The following is a 23,634-nucleotide window of genomic DNA, read 5'->3' as shown; positions in this document are numbered from 1 at the left end:
ATATGTCCGTTATTTGTCCAGATTAATCAGCTTTGCAGCGATAGCCGTATCAATGATACCAAGATCCTGCGCATTCAGCCGGATTGTGCCGGCCTTTGCATTTTCCAGTGCTTGTGCAGGATTACGTGCACCGCACAGAGCAAATGTCACACCCGGTTGGGTTAGTGTCCAGGCAATCACAATCTGCGCAATACTGGCCTGATGCCTGTCTGCAACCGTGCGTATGTCTTCAGCAAAAGCTTGCACCTTCAACCGGTTAGCTTTTGAAAAACGTGGATTATCTTTGCGCTGATCATCGCCTGAAAATATTCGCTCTGCATCCATCGTTCCAGCCAACAGACCAAGCGCCAGAGAGGAATAACTCAAGGTCGAAACATTGTTTACCTGCGTTAATGGCAACAGTTCTGTTTCAATCTCCCTGTCTATCATGCTTAACTTCTCTTGAATTGCATCAAGAGAACCGGTTGCAATATAGGTTTTCAATTCATCTGCATTGACATTACTGGCGCCGATTGCGCGAATTTTTCCGGCATTGCGCAAATCTTCAAGCGCACGCATTGTTTCTTCAATCGGTGTGGTTGGGTCTTGCCAATGGGTGATATAAAGATCGATATAGTCCGTTCCCAGCCTTTTCAGACTTTCCTCTACCTCATGCATAATCGCATCTCGTCCGAGATAGCGATGCACGGGTTGCGTGCCCTGATCGAAAAAATACTGCCCCTTTTGTGTGTGCCAGACGAGGCCGCATTTGGTGGCAATCACCGCTTTATCACGCCGTCCTTTGAGGGCTTTACCGACAATTTCTTCAGAGCGGCCAAGCCCATAGGCGGGAGCGGTATCAATGAGCGTTACCCCTGCATCAAGTGAGGCCTGAATGGCTGCAATTGATTGTTGCTCATCCGTGCCGCCCCACATCCAGCCACCAATTGCCCAAGTTCCAAGCCCGACAGCAGAGGCCTCAACACCGGATTTTCCGATTGCGCGTGTTAATTGTGTGTTGCTCATCCCCGTGCTCCCTCTGCTTCTGCTATGTCCAGAATGCGTTGCCCCGTTGCTTCATCCGTAATCAGCACATCCAGATGATTGCCCCGTAATATGCTCAAAATCGGCCATGCTTTATTCGGCCCGCTGGCCAAACCAATTTTGGTTGGAATGGATTTGAACTCTTCCAGCTTCAGCGATACCAGTGAATCATTCAGGCTGTAGCCGCAAACCTGACCATGATCGTCCAACAGATGCGCTAGCAATTCGCTGCGCGCGCCGGAGCGTTCAATTGCGTCTCTGTCCATACTTGAAGACGGGTGCAGATCGTAATAGCTTGAATCGTCGGTTAAAATGGAGCCTATGCCAACAATGGCAATTTGTGCCTCCCTCGCACGGCTGAACACATCTGCCACCGAGCGCATATTAATCAACATTGCGCATTCAGCTGGACTGTCTGCGAATAGCGGTGCATGAATTTGATAGGCGCGACCACCGAGCTTGTCAGCCATAAGGGTCGAGACATGGTTCACATCCGTATAATGCTTACCCTGCACGCATCCGGTCAGCGGTATCACGTCAACATCAAAGCGACGGGGAGCCTGCAGACCAGCAACGACAGCGCTAACACCTTTGCCGCCGGTGATGCAGATCGTGTCACCATCGGCAATCTCTTCAATCAACAGGCGCGCAGCAGCTTCACCCACCGCCTGTAGTGCTGTTTGCGGATTGTCCGAAACAGTTGGCACAACGATAGCTCGTTGAATGCCGCCGAGTGCTAACAGGCGTTCTTCCATATCTACCAGTGGTTCAACCGGTGAAGTAATTTTAATTTCCACAAGCCCCAATTGGCGTCCGCGCTTGATCAAGCGGTTGACGGTTGGTTGCGAAATACCCAAGCGTTCGGCAATCTGGGCTTGTGTTAATCCTTCCAGAAAATGCAGTACCAAGGCCTGATGCATCTGACGCGCAATCACAATTTCCTCGCGCGGCGCTGTGGCAGTTTTAGGCTTCATCCGGAGTACACCCATGATCAGGCCGCCTTTCGTTTATGCAGAAAATGGTCGATTGATACGGCGCCGAGAAGAATGCAGCCCTTTATCATGTCTTGCCAATAGACCGACACATTGAGCAATACCAGTGAGCTTGTGACCAAAGAGAGCAGGGCTATGCCGAGGATCGCGCCAAGAATGGTGCCTGATCCGCCATTGAGCGAAGCGCCACCAATCACCGCCGCGGCAATGATATTCAACTCCATACCCACGCCAAATGTTGGTGTTGCTGCGCCAAAGCGCGACATATAGATAACACCGGCAACGCCCGCGAGTGTGGAGCAGAGCACCGTAACCCAGAACTTTACCTGATTGGTTTTAATGCCGGAATATAAAGCGGCTTTCTCGTTGCTGCCGGTATAGAAAACCTTACGAAACGCAGTTGCACGGCGCAGCAGAAAATCAAACAACACAACAATAAACACGAAAATCAGGATGACATAAGGTACGCCATAAAACGTGCCTTGCCCGATCATTTTAAAGCTGGCAGGCAGTGTAAACAGTGAAAGCGGTGTGCCTTTGGTGATAATCAGGCACAGGCCGCGCACGATAACCATTGCGGCCAGCGAGGTGATAAAATGGTTGAGCCCCACAACGGTCACAAAAAAACCCATCACGCAGCCAATCAACCCGCTAGCAAAAATGCCAATCAGAGAAGCCGTCCACGGGTCTAATCCAGCCAGAAACAATGTGCCTGAAAGCACCATTGCAAAACAGACCACTGAGCCGACCGAAAGATCAATGCCGCCGACAATCAGCAAAATTGTCATGCCTACAACGACAATGCCTTCGACCGAAAAGCTCATCAGCATGGCGCGAAAATTGCCGAAGGTGAGGAAATGCGGGGATACGAAACTCATAGCCACACAGAGAATGAGGATGATTGCAATCAAACCTGCCTCACGCATTGACCCAAGCCGTTTCCACGAGAAACTGCGTGCATTGTTTGCTGGCATCGTATCCACAGCCATTTGATGATCCCCCATTGTCTTTTTACGCGGCATGTTCTGTTGCATGCGGTGCTTGTTCATTTTGCAGGCCCGATGCGAGCCGGATAATGGTTTCTTCTGTCATCTCATCTGCGCCAAGCTCTCCCGCGACTGTGCCTTCACGGATAACCAGCACGCGATCACACAGCCCCAGCAGTTCGGGCAGTTCCGATGAAATGACAATTATTCCGATGCCGGATTTGGCTAGCTCACGCAGCAATAAATGGATTTCTGATTTGGCGCCGACATCAATGCCGCGCGTTGGCTCATCCATCAAAATCACTTTTGGGCGAACGGCGAGCTGTTTGGCAATCGTCACTTTTTGCTGATTTCCTCCGCTCAAAGAGGAAACAGGCATATCAACATTGTTCATACGGACATTTAGGCGCTTTGAAAAATCACTGGCCAGTTGTCTTTCGCTTTTTCCATCAATCAGGCCGAATTGTGTGGTCAAAGCTTTAAGGTTCAGAACCGAGATGTTTTGCGCGATTGAGAGATCCAGAAAAATGCCAGAGCCCTTCCGGTCTTCAGACAAATATACAATGCCAGCTTTCACGGCATCAGCATAATGGCGTATTACCTGTGGCGTATCATTCAGGCGGATTTTACCTTGGCTGATGGCGCGCAAACCGCACATACCCTCGGCAATCTCAGTTCTTCCAGAACCGATTAAGCCACCAATGCCGAGAATTTCTCCTTGCATCAGTTCAAGGCTCACATTGTCAAACCGCTCATTGTCGCCAAGATTACGTACTGACAACAGCGCCTTGGTTGATCTCTCATCCGGGTTTTGTTTCGCCGGATAAAGCTGGGTGATTTCGCGTCCGACCATCTGCCGCACAATATCATCAGCAGTAATGTCCGTTATATTTTCAGTCGCAACAAAACAACCGTCTCGCAGAACAGTTACTCGGTCACAAAGACTGAATATTTCAGCCATACGGTGGCTGATATAAATGATCGAAATGCCCTGCGCTTTCAGCTCGTGGATAATATTAAATAAGATGCGCGTCTCTGCTTCGGTGAGTGCTGCGGTCGGCTCGTCAAAGATCAGAACTCGACAATCAAGTGTTAAGGCCTTGGCGATCTCCACAAGCTGCTGGCTGGAAATCGCCAGATCAGAGACCTTTCGCCGTACATCAATAGGCGCAAGACGGCTCATAACTTTTTGTGCTTCACGCTCCAGCTTGCGATAGTTCATTAGCAATGAGCGTCGGCGATTGGTCGTTGCCATAAAAATGTTCTCGGCAACACTCGCATCAGGGCAAAGCGCAATTTCCTGATGCACAAGACCGATACCAAGCGCCTGTGCTATAGTGGGTGAGGTGATTTTCACCGATACATCGTCGATAAAAATTTCACCCTCATCCGGTTGCAAAATACCGGCGACGATATTCATCAGCGTTGATTTACCCGCGCCGTTTTCACCGCAAACCGCATGAATTTCACCCTTTTCCAAAGTAAAATTCATATTTGTCAGCGCTTTCACCGGGCCAAATTGCTTGGTGACAGAACAGATTTTCAAGACCGGGTTCAACGTCAACGCGTCTCACTCCCACACCACAGATCATTTGATTTGGCTCATGGTTTAGAGCGATATAGTGATCCGCTCTAAACCATTGGCTGCTATGCTCACTTAAAAGAAAAGAACTTATTCCTCGATGCCTTTTGTGCCACGACGCTTGAGATATTTATCCCAATAAAAATCATCCGCATTGGCAGCCGTGACAATGGACAAACCATTGTCCACGAAAGGAATGCTCATTGGATTGGAGCCAGCGCGTTTTGCGTCATTCATAGGGTCAATCAGCTCAGGATGCTCGGCAAACCACAACATCAGAAAGCCCATATACCCTTGCATTCCCTGATTAGGATTGATCGAGCCGAAGACTTCACCAGCTTTGATCATATCAAGAATATTGGCATTCACGTCGGCACACATCACGAGAACTTTGCCGCCGCTTTCCTTGCTTGCCTGTGCAGCACCAATGGCCGAGTTTGCTTCCGGCATGAATACGGCATTCAGATTAGGGTTAGCCTGAATAATACTCATTAAAGCCTGATAGGCTTTAGTCGGGTCCTGATTGGATGCTGCTCTGCCGACCAGTTTCATATCCGGCCATTTTTCGGCCATGCGTGCAGTAAATGCGGCCACGCGCTTGTCGTGATTATCCTGCCCCGGATTTTCAAGCACGGCATATTCGCCCTTGCCACCCAGCTTTTCAGCAATGGCATCCGCGGCATAGGTGCCTTCACGTGTATTGTCTGATGTAATGAATGATACCCGCTTGGAAAGTGGAGAGTCCGCTGCAAATGTGACCACCGATGTGCCCTGATCAACCGCACGGTTGATAGGCTCAATGAACGGATCTGAATTCATCGGATGAACAAGAATACCAGCCGGATTTTGTGCCAGAGCCTGATCAAAACTGGCAATCTGCTTGTTAACATCATATTCCGGTGTGCCGGTATAGGCGGTTTCACAGCCAAATTGCTGGCCTGCCTGCTTGAACATTTCATAAACCGGGAACCAATATTCAACCCCGGAAACCATCACATTCATGACGTATTTTTCGCCCGGCTTGCAACGGAACGGATTTTCCGTTTCGGCAGTTGCGGCAAAAGAGAAAAGTGTAGATGCAAGAACTGCTAATGCTGTTGTGCTCAGAAATTTGCGCAAGGTTCCCCCTTGGGGCCAAGGCCCCTCCATTATTGCGCGCGCTTTGCGTGGCGCCGCTGTTCTTTAAGAAAGCCAACACTCCTCCTCGACTGCTGGCATAGGTAACTAAGCGCAAGATGAAACGACTGTCAATATAATTCAATGTATGAATAATAATTCACACTTGGGCCATTTTTGCAGAATAGATCATGGGGGTATTGCAAAGCTTCCGTAGGCGCTTCACATCCATGAAATTCCGAGTGGCCGGTAATGCATACCAGTTTATGGAGGTAAGAAAGCCATCTCGCGTCATGCAATGACGACTTGATCAGCAGTCTATGACAATAGCTCGATTGGGATACTTGTGCCGCGTTCGGCGAGAAAATATGCAGCGCCACGCGATGGCAGGCAGCAGAAATGAAAGCCCAAGCCAACAATGGCTCGAAAAAACTTACGTTAATTCTGCTGCCATTGTTAGCTTGAAAGCGCATGCTTACCTAGTTTCGGACTCTCAATCGCGTCATCTTAGAACGCGATTTTAAAGCCTGATGTTCCACCGATACTATAACTATCTGCAAAATTGGACAGACTGGTATTCAGCGAGACTTCGCCATAGAGCGCGTATTTATCATTAGCCCAACTGTAAGTGCCGCCTGCGCCGAGACCGCCCCAGGTACGATCATTTTCACTGGCTAAGTTCACGCCTGAAACATTGACATCAGTACCATCGAGGAACTCGTGATAAAGATTGGCAATGCCATACACATTTGAACGCACGGCTTTGCCGTCTGATCCAATCCATGAGTTCTGATAATCCGCAGAAATACCGAGGCGGGTTTTCAAGCTATCTGCTTTGCCAAGTGAGACATGAGCACTACCAGATTTGAAAACACTGTTGAAACTATCAAAGTCAACGGAGGAATAGGCCATTTGTGCCTGCGGTGTGAGCGACCAGTTTTGATTGATATCAAAACGTTGACCGGCCTCTACACTCAAAACATACCCGAATGCATCATTTCCATTGGCGAGGCCTTGATCCATCGTATGAGAGAACAGATCACTCTTGTACCACGTTGCTTGTGCCTGACCGTCGACGTAGAAGCCGTTTTGACCATACCAGGTCAATGTTCCACCAAAACCGTAGCCGTCGATATCAATTTTACCGTTGCCAATGAAGGAGTTGGCGTCAGCAGAAGCCTTGCTGTAATGAACAGTGAGGCCACCAATCACATTGCCAGTTGTACTTTCATAGAACTGACCATCCAGTCCGGCCTGCATTTTGAAGGTATCAAGGTCATAATCAGTTGAGCTCGTTGAAGTATTTGGTGCGAGTTTTGAATGCGCCGCTTCAATGCGACCCCATACAGCAGGTGCTTTCGCCTCTGATGGAGCACCTTGCGTTGCAGCGCCATTATTTGCGTAACGGGTTCCAACGCGTTGTTGTAGTGTGGAAACACTGTTCAGGTTTAACAAAGCGCCCGCATAAGCTTCATAGACCGGAACACCGGCCTGATAGAGCGGCGTCTTATCTTTAAGCTCTGAGCGAAGATACCAATCACCATCTGTCGGTGAGCTTACACCGTTCTGGTAAAGGCGATAGGCATAAGCGCCACCAACAACAGCTTGTTGACCCTCAAACACATAGTCGCCCTGCAATGAGAATGCACCGTCAGACGCACCGCCAACTTCGATGAGTTTGATGCCATCAACCGTCAATGCACCAGTACCATTGAGATTGCGAACCTGAACATTTGTTGATCCGGCGGTATCGCCGTTTACAACGAGCCGATCAGTTTTGGAAGTATCGCCTGCTAATTCTGTATTGAAGATGATTGTTCCGTTGTTGCCAACATAATCGCCTGCAATCGTGAATGTGGTGCCAACAGTATTGCTTTTACCGTTCAGATAAACCGCCCCGGCATTGTTAAGAGAAGCAATAGTCTGATTATGACCGTCAAGATCAAGCTTGGCTCCATCTAACACTGAATGGGCCGAACCAGAGCTGAGTACATTATCACCACCCGCAACAAGTGTTCCGGCTTCAATATCCGTCTGGCCGCTATAACTATTATTTCCAGTCAGAACCAAAGTGCCAGTGCCTGATTGCAGCAAAGTTCCCGTGCCGGAAACTACGCCACCAAACTCGATCAGATCAGAGCGCTTGAACATAAGTACGCCATTGTTAAGCACATTGCCAGTAATGCCGCCGGTCGTGCCGCCATTGCCAATCTGCAATGTGCCATCGCTGATCGTTGTGCCGCCGGCATAGCTGTTGTTGCCGGTCAGAATGGTTGTGCCGGTTCCGATCTGATCAAGCGAACCTGTGCCGCTGATGGCGCCCGCAAGTGTCAGCGCGTCACTACGATTAACGGCCAGCGTGCCATTGTTAAGAACATCGCCTGTGATACTGCCGGTTGTGCCACCATTGCCTAGCTGCAATGTGCCAGCGCTGATCGTTGTGCCGCCGGTATAGCTATTGTTGCCGGTCAGGATCGTGGTGCCGGTTCCACTCTGATTAAGTAAACCAGTGCCGCTGATTTTGCCTGCGAGTGTCAGCGTGTCGCTACGATCAACCGCAAGCGTGCCATTGTTAAGAACATCGCCTGTGATACTGCCGGTTGTACCACCATTGCCTAGCTGCAATGTGCCAGCGCTGATCGTTGTGCCGCCAGTATAGTTATTGTTGCCAGTCAGGATCGTTGTGCCGGTTCCGAACTGGTCAAGCGAGCCAGTGCCGCTGATTGTGCCTGCGAGTGTCAGTGTATCACTACGATTAACGGCCAGCGTGCCATTGTTAAGAACATCGCCTGTGGTACTGCCGGTTGTGCCGCCATTGCCGAGCTGCAACGTGCCCGCGCTGATCGTTGTGCCACCAGCATAACTGTTGTTGCCGGTCAGAACCAAAGTGCCCGCGCTGAGTTTTGTCAGTCCGCCAGCGCCGTCAATTGCACTCGTAACGGTAAGAACCGTACCCGTGGCGGTCTCAATAGCTCCGCCAGCTACAGTCAGTGTAATGGCTCTGTTGATTTCAAAGCTATCGGTTGTTTGCAGTGTACCGCCATTAAAGGTCAGATCGCCTGCTTCATCGCCTAAGCTCTCATCCTGAGAGATAGACAATGTGCCACCGCTCAACGTCCATGGAGTCACACCAGTATTTGTGCCTGTCAGTGTCCATGACGATGTGCCGGTTTTCCCAAAGCCTCCGAAGCCGCGATATTTTGCGGTGTCACCAATTGTCGAGACATCAAACGTACTATTCTCGCCCCCCCCGAGAGTGAACTTATCAGCGGAACTATATGCCTGTACATTGCCGTTGATGACAGAGGTCGACCAGATTTCAAGCGAGTTCACGCCACCGGTAAACCTGATAGCATCTACAACGCCGCCGCCAGTCGTTGCACCACCGGAGATAGTTCCAGCATTCACAATCGATACATTTGCGCCACTAATACCATTGCCACCTTTTGATGCTTGCGCACCGAATTTTGCAAGATTAGTGCCATTTTTTCCGCTATTTCCGCCAGTAATGGTAGCGTCAGCCTTATTGACGACAGTACCGCCATTGGTAAGCAAGATACCTTCACCACCATTGCCACCAACACCACCGAGGGCGGGAGTACGAGTATCAGTTCCTCCGCCTGCACCGCCGATGATCGTGCCACTATTGGTCAATATACCGCCACCGGTCATCAAGATAGCAGCAGCACCGCCTCCGCCGCCGCCATAGCCCAATGCGTCTCCTCCCTTGCCGCCGGTTACAGCACCTCCGGAATCTACATTACCTCCAGCCGATGTGAAGATACCAACACCGCCACCACCACCGCCACTTGAGGTGCCACCATTGCCACCAGCACCGCCGACGACAGAGCCCGAACCTGTAACCGTTATAAACTGATCAGTGCTAACGCCGCCGCCGCCGCCGCCGCCACCGCTACCACTTGTTGAAGTGACGCTATCACCGCTCGCGCCAAGGATGCCGCCAGCACCAACTATGTTGCGATTAACCAGATCAGTATTAGCCCCCGCAGCTCCATCAGCGCCCGGGACACCTTTATTTTTGTAGCTGATATTCCATTGACTGCCTCCATGGGCACCTTGACCTGTTGTCAAGTCAACAGCTCCACCACCACCGCCTGAAGTTGCAGGACCTCCAGAAAATCCGTCTTTTCCCGTAGCATCGGCGGCTGTGCCATCAGCACCGGCAGCACCACCAAAGATAGTGCCGCTCGATACGCCGCTACCACCGCTTGCAGCCGTCGCAGGCTGTGACACCATCACACCACTTGCTACGAGCGCTATGACTGAAACAGCACTCAACCAGGAAGCCATGATGAAACCACTTTTTCGCGCTGACAAATTTGTATAACGGTTCCGGTTGCCGCCAAGGCATACGTTGCAGCGCATCATTTAAATCGCCCCCGATTTTCGAATAAATATGCCCCCTTAAAGCATTTTAGTATCGAAAATAATAGATATTTATAAACCAACAACGAAGAATTCCGAATGTATTTTAGAGACCTAATGGATACTCCCTAGAAAGATGGAACCTCGGTTGCACAATTGACGTTTACTTTTTCGAGCATAGAGGAAAATATCGCCACTTTTAGGTGTATTATATACCATAATTAGATTTCTCTAATTTAGAATTATATATTAATATTGATAGCAATAATTATAGAAACTCATCAGTGCCGGCTGGCTTTATTGAACAAATTTCAAACCCCGTAATCTGCCAACTTAGTTTGAGTGGTACCAACTTTCTAAATCTATCCTTCTGGATAAAATAGCTCATCTCCTACGATCTATACCCGTCTAACGTTCTGGGGAAACTGGAATTCTTTACCAGCTTCACCAGGCAATACACGCATAATGCTATTGAGGAGACGGGCTGAAACGTTAGAAACCGCACGGGCCCCAGATCTAATTTCATACTTGAAGCCGACGTCCAAAGTTTGGATTTCCTCGAATTACAGTTCACGAAGCTCGCTGCAGCACCGCACTCAGGCCGCAATGTGCTCTATTCAACGCGAGTTCAACATGATGTCGCCCGTATTTAATTGATTGCTTACAAATACCATGGGCTATGGCCTAGCCGGTCTTAGTGACTGTCAAGGCCGATATGATAAGTTCCACCGCTGCTGATATCGGCGCTATGATTGGAATTTCAAAGCGGGTCCGCAAATATTCTGCTGCTTCACCAAGCGGCCCTCCACCGATTATGACTGCTTCGGCTCCGTCAAGAATGCAGAGATTTGCAGCCTTCTCCAGCTCTTCACACAATTGATCATTGTTGCTGGCGAGTGTTTGCGGATCGCCCAGTGTGCAACGTATTCCTGTATAGAGCTGCGTGAAGCCAAGGCTATCTGCCCGTGCAGCAATCGCATCCGCCAGTTCAGGTGTCACAGTTGCCACGCCAAATTTACGGGCCTTTGCTGCCGCCATAATCATCGAGGCTTCGCAAATGCCAATCACTGGTACCGATAGCTCCTCCTGGAGATACATGACACCTGGGTCACCGTAAGCACTAACGATGATCCCGGCACATGCTGCTGAGCGATTTATGCCGATCTCAATCACCTGCTCTGCGGAGGCAATCAGTTGTCGTTCATTGATAATCATCGGCGGACTTCGATCCGCCGTAGCGGCTTCAAGTTGAAGCCGCCCGTTAGAAGTGCGTCGCGCAATATTTAGCATCATCCCCGTCGTCAACTCTGAACTGTTCGGGTTAATCAGCAAAACATAAGGAGATGATGCCATTATTGTCAGGCCTGTTCTTTTGCAGTTTTAAGCGTGGTTGCAACAGTGATGTCGACGTCTGCAGGCTGAGTTATATCTTCCATCGAACGGCCATAAGTTTCTGGCCCGAGCTGAATGCAGAATGCAAAGACAGCATACATCGATGCAGCAAGACTAAACACGCCAATCATTCCGAAACTGTCAAACAGTGCTCCGGCAATCGTCGGAACGAACGAACCGGCAGCGGAGCCACTCGCCAGAATTAATGCCACACCGAAGCCGCGAATGCGCGTTGGGTAAAGTTCCGGTGCATAGATCCAGATCGACGTATTGAGAAGCAATACGAAAAATTGGAACAAGGCGCCGAAGAAAAGCACCAGGTAAAGGCTCGTCCCGAGATAGATGATAGAGAGTGCAGCTGCGCATGCACATACCGAACCGATCGTGAGAACTCTCTTACGTGGAAAATAGTATCCGAAAGCCGACGCTGCAATCGCACCTAAAACGCTGCCGCTTTGGATAATCATGCTATAAAGAAGGCTACCGGAGAGCGTGTATCCCATTGAGATGAAAATCATGGGCATGAGCGTAAGCACAGAAAGCTGCGCCCCGTAGCTCATCAGGATCGCAATCGCCACCGGGATGGTCCGACCAATAAATGGTGGATGGAATAATTCTTTCCAGTTGCCTTTTGTCGATTTGACTTCACCTGCTTCCGGCTTGGATAGATACTCTTTCACTTTCAGGTTTTTAGGTCTCAAAGTACCCGATGCCAGAATTGAAAGTACTTTGTTGGCTTCGTCGGTCTTTCCTTGCGATGCCAGAAAACGTGGCGTTTCCGGAACATAACGGCGGAAGAAAACGACGAGGAATGCCGGAATTGCAAGCACTGCAAACAGCCAACGCCAGCTATTCTCCCCGGGGAAGAGTGTAAACACCAGCAAGCCAAAGGCGGGCGCAAGAAAATTCCCAAATCCACCAGCACCTACATTCACGAGCCCTGCGGCAGTTCCGCGAAATTTAGGTGAACAGAACTCGGCCAGCATTGTCACCGCGGTAGAAATTTCTCCCCCTACACCGAAGCCTACAATCGCACGCGCGACGCACATCCATCCAAATCCCGGCGCGAGAGCACATAGCGCGGAGCCCAGAGTGAATAAAAGCAGATTGAAGCTGAGCATCACCCGACGGCCATAGCGATCTCCAAGGATGCCCGACAATAGACGTCCGGCAGCAGCGCTTGCAAAGGTGATCGTGTTCAGAAAGCCAATATCTGTTCCCGTCAAACCCCATTGTTCACGCAAGATCGGCCCCACCAGACCGATTGTATTCTGTTCAAAGCTGTCGAAAAGACATCCGATCAGCACAAGAAGCAGAATTTGCTTGTGTGCACCCGTGACGCCGATATTTCCGAGCGCCTGCTCCATCTGTTTGTTCGCTGGCGACGTTGCGCCAGATTGTACCATTTGTTCCCCTGCCATACCGGTCTAACTCCTTTGTTCAGCCGTATGAAATTATTTTTTCATATTGAAGCACAAGAAAACTGATTTTGACAACACATTTTTTATTACGTTAATTCAGATAGATACAGTAAATGCTATTTGATCAAAAAGGATGCACATCGATTGAAAATCTGCTAATAATTCGTGCAACCTGAAAACTGGATTTCAATATACCGCCCATGAATGCCGCAGCACGATCATTCCTCTCACGTGTGAGAGATGTACTCAACGACCTGCCTCCAGCCGAAAAAAGGCTGGGTGACTTCGTCTGTGATTTTCCGGGCGAACTCGCAAGTTATTCGGCCTCTGAACTCGCCTCGCTCGCCCATGTATCCAATGCAACGGTCACCCGGTTTGTTCGCCGACTTGGATATGAATCTTATGAAGAGTCACGCAAACACGCCCGCGAAGAAAAACAGACCGGCTCGCGACTTTTTCTTTCAAGCGTCACAGATCTGGCTGATGGGCAATCTCTTGCGGCGCATGTTGGCCAGGGGATAGCCAACTTAGAAAAGACGTTTCTTTCCATTCGCGACACTCAGATTGATGCCGTGGTTGAAGCGCTGTTGACAACCCGCAAGACCTGGGTTGTTGGCTTTCGCAGCAGCCAACCCTTTGCCTCCTATTTGCAGTGGCAGATGATGCAGGTTGTCGACAATATCATCGCAATTCCGGGACCGGGGCAAACATTAGCGGAGTATATTGCCGCAATAGCGCCGGGTGATCTTGTGATCGTTTTTGCCCTTCGCCGGCGCATCGCAAAAATGGACGATATTCTTTCCGTTATCGAAAAGCGGGGGGCAAAGTTGCTCTATATAACTGATGAAGGCGCCCCATTCCGTTCATCAGCTCAGTGGCATTTTTACTGCCAGACACTCGCACCGGGACCGTTATTCAACCATGTTGCGGTTATGGGTCTTTGCCACCTTCTTGCGACACGCTCCATTGAAAAAGCCGGAGTGGCAGGACGCAAACGGTTGCGAGATATTGAAGCATTAGGGGATGCCTTGGTGGAACTTTAGTGACCTACCGATAAAGGTACAGAGCCGTTATTTCGATAGGAATTCGATAAAACAATCGCTTAAGCAAATACGAGCTGATCCAGCTAGTATACATATTGTTCGAGGGCCGTAACGCGATGTCTGCACTACTGAATCTCGATCAGCAGACAATGTTCACGATCAACGCACTGCTGCTAGTTGTCTTCGCGATCGCTTTTGCGTTTGCTGGACTGGGGCAAAAGGACCGCACCTATTGGTTCTATATGGTGAGTTCAAACGTCGTTTTTGCTATTGCCTTCGCGATTTTCTCTTACCAGATTGATGGAACAGCGAACGGCGTTTTTCTGCCAAATTTACTGTTGTTTATAGGCCTCGGCTTCCGCTTGATAGCTATTCGAGCGTTCTTTGGTCATTCAACGCCCCTGATATCTGTACTGATCATTCCCATACAGGCGACTCTGGCTTTTATGCTCTGGCCGTTTATAGGCAACAGTCTGACCTTTGGAGTGATCAACTTACTGATTACCGTGCAGCTCGTTACAATCATCTGGACGATTAGCGTCGATCAGGAAGATTTGAAATCAAAATGGGGTTTGATCCTTGCATATGCAGTGGTCGTTCTGTCTTCTTTCTTGCGCGTTCTGCAGGGATGGGTCTTCGACTCCTCGATGAGTTCTTTGTTGCCCGCTGATGTTTTTCTCGAGCTAAATCTCATTGCCGCAGCCATCCACATAAGCGCAAGCGGCGCTTTCTCCTTATCGATTGCTTATGAGCGGAGTTTGAACAATCTGCGCGAAATAGCGTTGCGTGATCCGCTGACCGGTCTTCTGAACAGATGGAGCATTGAAACACTGTCTGAAGTTCTGCCGAAGAAGAAAGATTCGAACCTCGTATGTGTGATCATGATCGACATTGATCATTTCAAGCTTATCAATGACGCACATGGTCATGCTACTGGAGACGCTGTTCTCAAGCATTGTGCGGAACTATTAAAATATACGTTCCGGGACTATAACTTGATTGCCAGAGTAGGTGGCGAGGAGTTCATGATCCTTATTCCTGGAAAAGTGGCTCATTCAACTGCACCATTGTGTGAAAAATTCAGAATGAAACTCACAGAAAGACCTTTTATCCGTGACGGCGCCACTGTTCCATTTACGGTGAGCATCGGTATCTGCTCGGGATATGTAAAAGAGCGTACCGAGTTCGACACGATCTGGGAAAATGCAGACAAAGCTCTTTACCGAGCTAAATCTGTTGGCCGAAATACAACCGAGATTTTTGAGAAAATTGCTGCACCCACTGGGCTCTGAGCGGAAACATACACAGGCTCAATGCCGGCGATCCGCTTTAGTCCAATGTGCGCCTGAACCGCAGCAGTGCCAGCGAAGCAAACAGAAATACGAAGAATATAAGGGCATTCACTTCGCCGGTAATATCGGCGAGACTGGCACCCTTCAGCATAACCGCACGCACGATACGCAGAAAATGCGTTAGCGGGAAAATTTCCCCCAATGTCTGAGCCCAACCCGGCATACCGCGGAACGGGAACATGAACCCCGACAACATCAGCGAAGGCAGGAAGAAAAAGAAGGTGAGCTGCATGGCTTGCATCTGCGTGCGTGAAGCTGTCGAAATTGTGTAGCCCAGCAGCACCAGAGACAACACGAAAATCAGCACGCACGCGAGAAGCAATGTCAGCGACCCTACAAAAGGCACGCCGAACAGAAGCTTCGCCGCGACCAGAACGACCACGACCTGCACTGCCCCAACTGCAAGAAACGGCAGCACCTTACCCAGCATGATTTCCGCAGGCGTGGCGGGCATAGCGAGCAGATTTTCCATCGTACCGCGTTCGGTTTCGCGGGTCAGCGCCATGGCAGTCATCATCACCATCGTCATCTGCAAGATCACACCCAGCAAACCAGGAACAATGTTGTACTGGGAGACGCCTTCCGGATTGTAACGTCGATGCACGACGACTTGAAGCTGACTGCGCGCCGCTTCCGCCGCCTCTGCCTGCTTTCCCTGCTCACGCAACAGAGCCTGACTGGCTACCGTGCTAAGGGTCGATATCGCACCGCTGGCAACTGATGGATCAGTAGCATCCGCTTCGATCAGGATTTGAGGGGCATTACCTGCATCTACCCGCCGGGCAAAGTCGGAGGGGATCGTCACAACAAAGGAAACCGTGCCACTGGCAATGAGAGCTTCCGCTTCAGCGGCACTTTGCACTACATGATCGAAACGATAATAGCCCGTTGTTTCCAGCGCTGAAATCATTGCACGCGTGTAGTGATCCTGACTGGTCACGACAAGCGCGCTCGGCAAGCTTTTCGGATCGTTGTTGATGGCAAATCCGAACAACAAAAGCTGCATCAGCGGGACCACGAGCATCATCGCAAAGGTAATGCGGTCGCGCCGCATCTGGATGAATTCCTTCATCAGCATCGCACCAAGACGCTCAAACGAAAACCAGTTGCCACGCATCACTTGCTGCTCCTGGCGTTGTCGGACTTAGACATATTGTCCTGCGCATTGGCCATAAACTGGATAAAGACATCCTCGAGACTGGTTTCGCCCGTTTCGACGGTGATGCCCTCACGATGCCTGATCTTGTTCAGCGCGGTTTCAAGCTTTGACCGGTCCGAACCGACGACATGCAGCGTGGCACCAAAAGGCGCTACCTGTTCGACCCCCGGCTCGTATTCGAGCTCGCGCGCAATATCGCCGAGCCGCTGTCCGTTAACGATGAAAGTCGTAAGTCCCGCCTGGGCAATCACATCTTTAACTGTTCCGGTTGCCAGCAGCTTGCCGTAGGAAATATAGCTGATGCGGTGGCAGCGTTCGGCTTCGTCCATGTAATGGGTCGAAACCAGCACTGTCAGGCCACCATCGGCCAATCGGTGAATTTCATCCCAGAAATCCCGCCGTGCCTTGGGATCGACGCCCGCGGTCGGCTCGTCCAGCAACAGAAGCTTTGGCTTGTGCATGATGCAGGCGGCCAGTGCGAGACGCTGTTTCCAGCCACCGGAAAGCGTTCCAGCAAGCTGATTGCCGCGCGATGTAAGGCCAAGCTCTTCCAGCGTACGCGCCACATGCTCGCGCACAGGCTTGAGCCGATAGAGCCGCGCAACAAACTCAAGGTTTTCGGCGATGGTCAAATCTTCGTAGAACGAAAAGCGCTGCGTCATATAGCCGACTTCGCGCTTAATCTTCAGACCTTCCGTGAGCAGGTCAAAACCCAACACCTCTCCCTCACCTTCGTCCGGCGTCAGCAGGCCACACATCATGCGGATGGTCGTGGTTTTTCCGGAACCGTTTGGCCCCAGAAAGCCCACGATCTCACCCTCTGCCACCGACATGCTGACATGATCGACAACTGTGGCGTCGCCGAAACGTTTGACGAGCCCTCTCACATCGATTGCGTTAGACATAGCGACCTCCGCTATTTTATGCTCAGATCGACATCAACGATCTGACCGGGCTGGAGTGGAGAGGCCGGATCGACCGGATGCGCCTCGACCAGATAAACGAGCTTCTGACGCGTTTCGAGCGAATAAATAACTGGCGGCGTGAATTCCGGATCGGGCGAAACATAGCTTACACGAGCTTGTTGACCCGGCGCGCAGCCATCGCAGCGAACAGACAACACATCACCGACCTTGACGGTCGAAAATTTGTCTTCGGGAATATAGACTTTCAGCTTCACCGCACCGTCCGGCAGCATGGTCAATACCGGCGCTGTCGGCCCGGCCGTATCGCCCGGATTACGGATCACGTCGGTAATCCGGCCCGCTGCTGGCGCAACGATTGTTCGCTTGGTAAGATGCCAGCGCGCAGATTCAAGCTGTGCAGCCGCACTCTTGACCGCATTTTCTGCCGCTTTGATCTCTTCCGGACGCGCAGGCAAACGGCCCACGGCCAGATTGGCCGTGCTTTGGTTGATGTTTGCTTCCGCCACTTCCAGACCAGTCCTGGCATCGTCCAACTGCGCCTGCGTCATCACTCCCCGTTTGGTGAGATCCTGCGTACGCAAAAGCGTGCGCCGCGCATCTTCAGCCTGAGCATTGGCTGTGCGTACGGATGCCTCCAGAACTGCTATTTCATCCGGGCGCTTGCCGACCTGCAGATTGGCAAGCTGCGCGTCGGCCTGTGCTAAAGTAGCGACGGCCTGTGCAACAGCGATTTTCGCATCCGTATCTTCAGTAAGTGCAATCGGTTTGTCCGGCTGCACGCGGTCACCACGTTTCACCATAACTGATTGCACTTGTGCAACTTCAAGCGGCGCAAGCTGAACGAACTCGCCTTCAACATAGCCAACCGCCAGTGATTGCACCCCACATGCCGCAAAGAGATACGAAGCAAAAGGCAGGACACAAAGAAGACTCATCGCCGGATTTCCTCGTTTTGTGCATCGTGAGCTGCGAGTATGGCCAACAGATTTTGTCTTGCCACTTTAGCGACCGCGGTAGCTTGTTCAGGTCCAAATGTCGTCCAGCCCATGCGCCGTTTCACAGCCTCCTGGCCGATACGGAAATAGACGATCTGGCCGAGCAGCGTGAAGACTGTAAGGCGGGTTTGTTCGCTTTCACCGGGCTCACCGGTTGCCGCCTCCCATACCGCACAAAGCCGCTTGTGGGTCGGTTCAAAAACGCCGGAATAGATGCGATCGAGCGCAGCTGTCGGATGCGCCAGTTCACGCAGCAGAAACTGGACAATCTCGCCCGACGCGGGTTGAGCGACGATGAACTGGACCATCCGTTCCAGCGCAAGGCCCAATTGCTGGCGTGCATCTTCCTTTGTGGTGGCAGGCGCGCCGATTATCCCGTAATGACCCAGGGCCTGACCGGCAACACCTTGTATTGTCTCGACAATGTAGTCGGCCGCTGCAAGCCGCAGGCCTTCCTTATTGCCGAAATGATATGCGATGGAACCAACATTCGCTTTGGCGAAAGCAGCAATCTCACGCGTCGAAGTCGCATCAAAGCCTTTAGAACCAAACAATTGCAACGCCGCATGGATTAGGGCCATCCGTGTCTGATCACCGGAAGGGGGCTGCTCGTCGTGGTCAGATCGTAATGGTGCTTTCATTGTTCGATTTAATCAATCGATTGATTAAATGTCAAGTATGAGCAGATGGGTGATCCCGCCCTTGCTAAAGCAGCAACCAAATTGTTACGGCTTTTTTGTCGGCGTTAAGCTATCCTATTGCAAACACTATTCGATACGGAGGCCCAACCAATTGAGTGTAGCATTTGCCAAAGAGGAAAGCGCCGAGGCTGCTTCGGAAACCATCCTGCCAGCTCGTCCTATCTCTGATCGCATCAACCTTGTTACAGACACCGGGCTTGCTATGCTGCACGAAGAGTTGGCGACCGCTCAACGCGCTCTTGAAGCGGCAAATTTGCTGGAAGATATCAATGAGCGTCGACGGCAGTCAGCGGCTCCATTACGAGATTTGCGTTATTACACCGAGCGCGTTCGCACAGCTCAGCTTATGTCGCCGCCCGCATCCAATGAAATGGTTGCCTTTGGGCACACAGTAACCTTCGAGCGAGAGGATGGGCGCAAGCAGACCTTCCGTATTGTTGGAGAGGATGAAGCCAACCCGTCTCAAGCTTCCATATCGCATGGTTCACCGGTTGCCGTTGCGATTATCGGTAAAACTGTAGGTGATGTTGTCCAACTGGGGCAACTTGAACTGGAAATAATGTCCATCTCCTGATCGCACAATCAGAGCATTTCAGACGGTAGGATTTCGCAGCAGGTCAAGTGCGATTCTGTTTCCTCAACCCAATCCGATTATCAATCCAATCCGGCTTCTCAACAAACCGGGAGTGCTTGAGATCGGCAGATACCCGTTGCTGCACCGTGTCTGGCATGTCAGATGCACGGGGAGATCCGTCCGCCCGACTTACATGCATCAGGAGCTGCTCACACAGCGCCAGTCTTTCTCCGCCTGCGTTCAGCATCCGCATGAAAATATGGATGCGTTTGCGATCAGCGTCGATATGAGACAATTCTATCCGTAACAATTCGCCTGCATGACATTCTTTCATATAGCCGATGCGACTGTCGAGCGTATAGAGCGTAGCTCCGCTCTTCTCACGATACACAGCATCAATCCCTATTCGGTCCATGTAAGCCGTTGCCGCGTCTGAAAATACAATGCCGTAGGCATAATCACCCATATGGCCATTATAATCGACCCAACTTGGTAAGACGCTGGTGCGATAGATAAATAATGCCTCAACCAATGCTATTAGAACTCTCCGATAATACCTTTACGGAAGAGTATGACGCAGGCCATGAAGATGATGCCCGTGACGATCGTGACTGGGAAGTCTGATGTTGCGAGGTAGTTCTGCAGGGCGACCACGAAGGCGGCACCGACGATGGGACCGATGAGGGTTCCGATGCCGCCGAGCAGCGTCATGAGGATGACTTCGCCCGACATCTGCCAGCCCACGTCGGTGAGCGTTGCGAACTGGAAGACCAGTGCCTTCATGCCGCCGGCAAGGCCTGCAAGGGCCGCCGACATAACGAAGGCTGCAAGTTTGTAATGATTGACGGAATAGCCCAGCGATATGGCGCGGCTTTCGTTCTCACGCACGGATTTGAGGATCATGCCGAAGGGTGAGTTGATAATGCGCCAGATCGCGAAGACCCCGATTACAAACACTGCCAGCACAAAATAATACATGTTCATCGGCTGGTTGAGATCGATGAGGCCGAAGAGATAGCCACGCGGCACACCCTGCAATCCGTCCTCGCCATGGGTGAAGGTTGCCTGCAGGCAGAAGAAGAAGAACATCTGCGCCAGTGCCAGTGTGATCATCGTCGAATAGATGCCCTGACGGCGAATGGCGAGATAGCCAATGACGAGGCCAAGGGCTGCTGCCATCAGCATGCCAAGCAGAATGCCGATTTCCGGCGTCACACCCCAAACCTTGACTGCATGGGCTGTCACATAGGCAGCACCACCAAAGAAGGCCGCATGGCCAAATGACAGAATGCCGGTATAGCCGAGCAGAAGATTGAAAGCCGAGGCAAACAGTGCAAAGCACAGCATCTTCATCAGGAAGATCGGGTAGACCATGAAGGGTGCCGCGATCAGCCCGATAAGAGCGATGACAAGGATGACAGCCGAAAGGCTGTTGAGAGCGGGAGCTTTCGTCGCGTGCGGTGCTGGCGTTGTGTTAAGAGCGGTATCAGCCATATCAGGCCTCCTTCCCGAACAGTCCGGCGGGTCGCACCAGAAGGACGATAGCCATGATAACGAAGATGACGATGCTGGAAGCTTCGGGGTAGAAGACCTTGGTGAGGCCTTCTGCCAGTCCGAGTACATAGCCGGTGATGATCGCGCCCAGGATCGAGCCCATACCGCCGACCACAACCACGGCAAAGACCACGATAATGATGTTGGAGCCCATCAGCGGGCTGACCTGATAGATGGGGGCTGCCAGAATACCGGCAAAACCGGCAAGGGCTGCACCCAAAGCATAGGTGAAGGTGAGGAGCAGCGGCACATTGATGCCGAAGGCTTTGACCAGTGTCGGGTTTTCAGTGGCAGCACGCAAGTAAGCGCCAAGCTTGGTCTTCTCAATCAGCAGCCATGTGCCAATACAGACAATAAGCGAGGCGACGACCACCCAGGCGCGATAATTGGGCAGGAACATGAAGCCCAGATTGTTGCCACCTGCAAGTGATGGCGGCACGGCATAAGGCTGACCGGCAGCACCATAATAATAGCGGAACGTGCCTTCGATCACGAGTGCCAGACCGAAGGTGAACAGCAGGCCGTAAAGCGGATCGAGATTATAGAGCCTTGAGAGGGCCACGCGCTCGATGATGGCGCCACCCAGACCCACAATCAGCGGGGCAAGAATAAGCGCTGGCCAATAGCCGATGCCAAGGCCGCTCAGCAGCAGATAGCCCACGAATGCACCCAGCATATACTGCGCGCCATGGGCAAAATTGATGATGCGCAACAGGCCGAAGATGATGGCAAGGCCAAGGCTCAGGATTGCGTAGAAAGACCCGTTGATGAGGCCGACGAGCAATTGCCCGAGAAGCGCCTGCACAGGGATGCCGAAGATCATTGTCATCGTCTCAAACTCCTAGCGCTTCGTTGAGCGATGCCATACGGCCGGGCAATTCGGCGGTGGGGAAGTTCTCTGTGACCACGCCATGGTCCATGAGGTAGAAGCGATCAGCAACCTTGGCTGCGAAGCGAAAGTTCTGCTCGACCAGAAGCACTGTCATGCCGCGTTTCTTCAGCTCCACCAGCACATCGCCGATACGCTGGATGATGACAGGCGCAAGCCCTTCTGTCGGCTCATCCAGCAACAGAATCTTGACGCCGGTTCGCAAGATGCGCGCAATTGCCAGCATCTGCTGTTCGCCGCCCGAGAGTTTGGTGCCGGGGCTGTTGCGACGCTCATAGAGATTGGGGAAGAGATTGGGGAAGAGCTCGTAAATCTCATCAAGCGACATTGCTCCACCTTTGCCCACAACCGGCGGCAGCAGCAGGTTCTCATGCACATTCAGCGTTGCGAAGATACCGCGCTCTTCCGGCACAAAGCCAAGGCCTGAGCGGGCAATGCGGTGCAACGGCACACGCAGAAGGTCTTTGCCATCGAGCGTGATGGAGCCTGTGCGCTTGCGGATGATACCCATGATGGCGCGTAGCGTCGTGGTTTTACCGACGCCATTGCGGCCGATCAGCGTGATTGTTTCGCCGGGCCAGATATCGAGATCGACGCCGTGCAGGGCATGGCTCTCGCCATACCAGGCATTGAGCCCGCGCACAGATAGCAAGGGTTGGCCTCTATTCATGTTCGGTTCCCATATAAGCGGTGCGCACGCGCTCGTCTTTGGAGACGGTGGCATAGTTGCCCGACGCGAGGATCTCGCCGCGTTGCAGCACCGTGACATGATGGGCGATATCGGCCACCACTTTGAGATTGTGTTCGACCATCAGCACGGCGCGATCCTTCGCCACATCGGTGATGAGGGCAGCAATGATGTGCACGTCCTCATGCCCCATGCCGGCCATTGGTTCATCAAGCAGCAGCACTTTCGGATCGAGCGCCAGCGTGGTGGCGATTTCGAGTGCACGTTTGCGGCCATAAGAAAGATCAGCTGCCAGCGCATGCCGGGCATCGGCAAGGCCGACGCGTTCGAGCAACTCGATGGCCTTTGCATCAAGCCGATCAAGCGCAGACAGTGAACGCCAGAACTGTGTTGCCAGACCGCTCGGGCGTTGCAGAGCGATCTTCACATTTTCCAGCACGGTGAGATGCGGGAACGTGGCCGAAATCTGAAACGAGCGCACCAGTCCCATGCGTGCAACTCTGGCCGGGTCTGTTTTGGTGATGGTCTCGCCAAGCAGTGTGATCTCGCCGCTTGTGGGCTGCAGAAATTTGGTGAGCAGGTTGAAAACAGTGGTCTTACCCGCACCATTGGGGCCGATCAGCGCATGAACCCGTGCATGATCCACATCAAGATCGACATTCTTCACCGCATGAAAGCCGCCAAACGATTTGCCTAAGCCACGTGCCGACAAAACCACCTGGCTTTGCTGCTGCCCGTCCATCGGCCCCGCTGCGCGCAGGGCCGTTACATTGTCAGTTGCTGCGTTCATTCAATCAGCCTTTATACAAAAACGATAAATGCTTCAGACTCACTGCGTAACCAAAGGACAGCCGC

At 51.7% G+C, this 23,634-nt stretch carries 20 protein-coding genes; 3 read left to right on the top strand and 17 right to left on the bottom strand.

The annotated features are described in order from the left end of the window. Positions 1-9 precede the first annotated feature (9 nt). The 8 genes from CEV32_RS14925 to CEV32_RS14890 form a co-directional block, all read right to left on the bottom strand. Positions 10-1,005, bottom strand: coding sequence for an aldo/keto reductase (locus tag CEV32_RS14925; protein ID WP_094577923.1), 996 nt, complete (start codon positions 1,003-1,005; stop codon positions 10-12). Then, positions 1,002-2,012, bottom strand: a complete 1,011-nt coding sequence (locus CEV32_RS14920; RefSeq protein WP_094577922.1) for a sugar-binding transcriptional regulator — start codon at positions 2,010-2,012, stop codon at positions 1,002-1,004. The genes CEV32_RS14925 and CEV32_RS14920 overlap by 4 nt, the downstream gene beginning before the upstream one ends. Before the next feature lie 2 nt (positions 2,013-2,014). After that, positions 2,015-3,004, bottom strand: a complete 990-nt coding sequence (locus CEV32_RS14915; RefSeq protein WP_094577950.1) for an ABC transporter permease — start codon at positions 3,002-3,004, stop codon at positions 2,015-2,017. Positions 3,005-3,026: 22 nt separating this feature from the next. Continuing rightward, positions 3,027-4,565 (bottom strand): sugar ABC transporter ATP-binding protein, encoded by a 1,539-nt coding sequence (locus CEV32_RS14910; protein WP_167382805.1) that lies wholly within the window; start codon positions 4,563-4,565, stop codon positions 3,027-3,029. A 108-nt stretch (positions 4,566-4,673) separates the two neighbouring features. Then, entirely contained in the window at positions 4,674-5,702 is a 1,029-nt protein-coding gene (locus CEV32_RS14905) for a substrate-binding domain-containing protein (RefSeq protein ID WP_094577921.1), read from the bottom strand. A gap of 504 nt (positions 5,703-6,206) precedes the next feature. Further along, a complete protein-coding gene (locus CEV32_RS14900) occupies positions 6,207-10,010 on the bottom strand; it encodes an autotransporter outer membrane beta-barrel domain-containing protein (RefSeq protein WP_268876695.1) in 3,804 nt (1,267 codons plus the stop codon). 759 nt (positions 10,011-10,769) lie between these two features. Further along, entirely contained in the window at positions 10,770-11,438 is a 669-nt protein-coding gene (locus CEV32_RS14895) for an aspartate/glutamate racemase family protein (protein ID WP_167382804.1), read from the bottom strand. A gap of 5 nt (positions 11,439-11,443) precedes the next feature. After that, positions 11,444-12,898, bottom strand: coding sequence for an MFS transporter (locus tag CEV32_RS14890; protein ID WP_167382803.1), 1,455 nt, complete (start codon positions 12,896-12,898; stop codon positions 11,444-11,446). 200 nt (positions 12,899-13,098) lie between these two features. Here CEV32_RS14890 and CEV32_RS14885 point away from each other — a divergent pair, with 200 nt between their 5' ends. Beyond that, positions 13,099-13,941, top strand: coding sequence for a MurR/RpiR family transcriptional regulator (locus CEV32_RS14885; protein WP_094577917.1), 843 nt, complete (start codon positions 13,099-13,101; stop codon positions 13,939-13,941). Between the two features lie 116 nt (positions 13,942-14,057). Beyond that, on the top strand, positions 14,058-15,233 hold the full coding sequence (locus CEV32_RS14880) for a GGDEF domain-containing protein (RefSeq protein ID WP_143128832.1): 1,176 nt from the start codon (positions 14,058-14,060) through the stop codon (positions 15,231-15,233). Positions 15,234-15,270: 37 nt separating this feature from the next. Here the strand turns inward: CEV32_RS14880 and CEV32_RS14875 are convergent, their stop codons facing one another. Genes CEV32_RS14875 through CEV32_RS14860 form a run of 4 tightly spaced genes read right to left on the bottom strand, consistent with a single transcriptional unit; the run spans position 15,271 to position 19,014 of the window. Next, positions 15,271-16,410 (bottom strand): ABC transporter permease, encoded by a 1,140-nt coding sequence (locus CEV32_RS14875; RefSeq protein ID WP_094577915.1) that lies wholly within the window; start codon positions 16,408-16,410, stop codon positions 15,271-15,273. Continuing rightward, the gene (locus CEV32_RS14870) at positions 16,410-17,357 is read right to left on the bottom strand and encodes an ABC transporter ATP-binding protein (RefSeq protein WP_094577914.1); all 948 of its coding nucleotides are present in this window, start codon (positions 17,355-17,357) and stop codon (positions 16,410-16,412) included. The genes CEV32_RS14875 and CEV32_RS14870 overlap by 1 nt, the downstream gene beginning before the upstream one ends. A gap of 11 nt (positions 17,358-17,368) precedes the next feature. Beyond that, positions 17,369-18,313 (bottom strand): HlyD family secretion protein, encoded by a 945-nt coding sequence (locus CEV32_RS14865; RefSeq protein WP_094577913.1) that lies wholly within the window; start codon positions 18,311-18,313, stop codon positions 17,369-17,371. Continuing rightward, complete coding sequence (locus tag CEV32_RS14860; RefSeq protein ID WP_094577912.1) at positions 18,310-19,014, bottom strand: DUF1956 domain-containing protein; 705 nt, start codon at positions 19,012-19,014, stop codon at positions 18,310-18,312. The genes CEV32_RS14865 and CEV32_RS14860 overlap by 4 nt, the downstream gene beginning before the upstream one ends. A gap of 151 nt (positions 19,015-19,165) precedes the next feature. On the opposite strand from CEV32_RS14860, the gene greA reads away from it, so the two are divergent. After that, positions 19,166-19,648 (top strand): transcription elongation factor GreA, encoded by a 483-nt coding sequence (gene greA, locus CEV32_RS14855; RefSeq protein ID WP_094577911.1) that lies wholly within the window; start codon positions 19,166-19,168, stop codon positions 19,646-19,648. 43 nt (positions 19,649-19,691) lie between these two features. Here greA and CEV32_RS14850 read toward each other — a convergent pair whose 3' ends face one another. The 5 genes from CEV32_RS14850 to CEV32_RS14830 are packed head-to-tail and all read right to left on the bottom strand — an operon-like array spanning position 19,692 to position 23,569. Beyond that, the gene (locus CEV32_RS14850; RefSeq protein ID WP_094577910.1) at positions 19,692-20,180 is read right to left on the bottom strand and encodes a thioesterase family protein; all 489 of its coding nucleotides are present in this window, start codon (positions 20,178-20,180) and stop codon (positions 19,692-19,694) included. 5 nt (positions 20,181-20,185) lie between these two features. Further along, on the bottom strand, positions 20,186-21,142 hold the full coding sequence (locus tag CEV32_RS14845; protein ID WP_094577909.1) for a branched-chain amino acid ABC transporter permease: 957 nt from the start codon (positions 21,140-21,142) through the stop codon (positions 20,186-20,188). A 1-nt stretch (position 21,143) separates the two neighbouring features. Further along, positions 21,144-22,031, bottom strand: a complete 888-nt coding sequence (locus CEV32_RS14840; protein WP_094577908.1) for a branched-chain amino acid ABC transporter permease — start codon at positions 22,029-22,031, stop codon at positions 21,144-21,146. A 4-nt stretch (positions 22,032-22,035) separates the two neighbouring features. Beyond that, complete coding sequence (locus tag CEV32_RS14835) at positions 22,036-22,761, bottom strand: ABC transporter ATP-binding protein (protein WP_094577907.1); 726 nt, start codon at positions 22,759-22,761, stop codon at positions 22,036-22,038. Further along, positions 22,754-23,569, bottom strand: coding sequence for an ABC transporter ATP-binding protein (locus CEV32_RS14830; protein ID WP_094577906.1), 816 nt, complete (start codon positions 23,567-23,569; stop codon positions 22,754-22,756). The genes CEV32_RS14835 and CEV32_RS14830 overlap by 8 nt, the downstream gene beginning before the upstream one ends. Between the last annotated feature and the right edge of the window lie 65 nt (positions 23,570-23,634).

It is taken from the genome of Brucella rhizosphaerae (assembly GCF_002252475.1).
GTDB classification, from domain to species: Bacteria; Pseudomonadota; Alphaproteobacteria; order Rhizobiales; family Rhizobiaceae; genus Brucella; species Brucella rhizosphaerae.
Note: the sequence above shows the minus strand (reverse complement) of the source record. Positions and strands in the feature narration are given on the sequence as shown.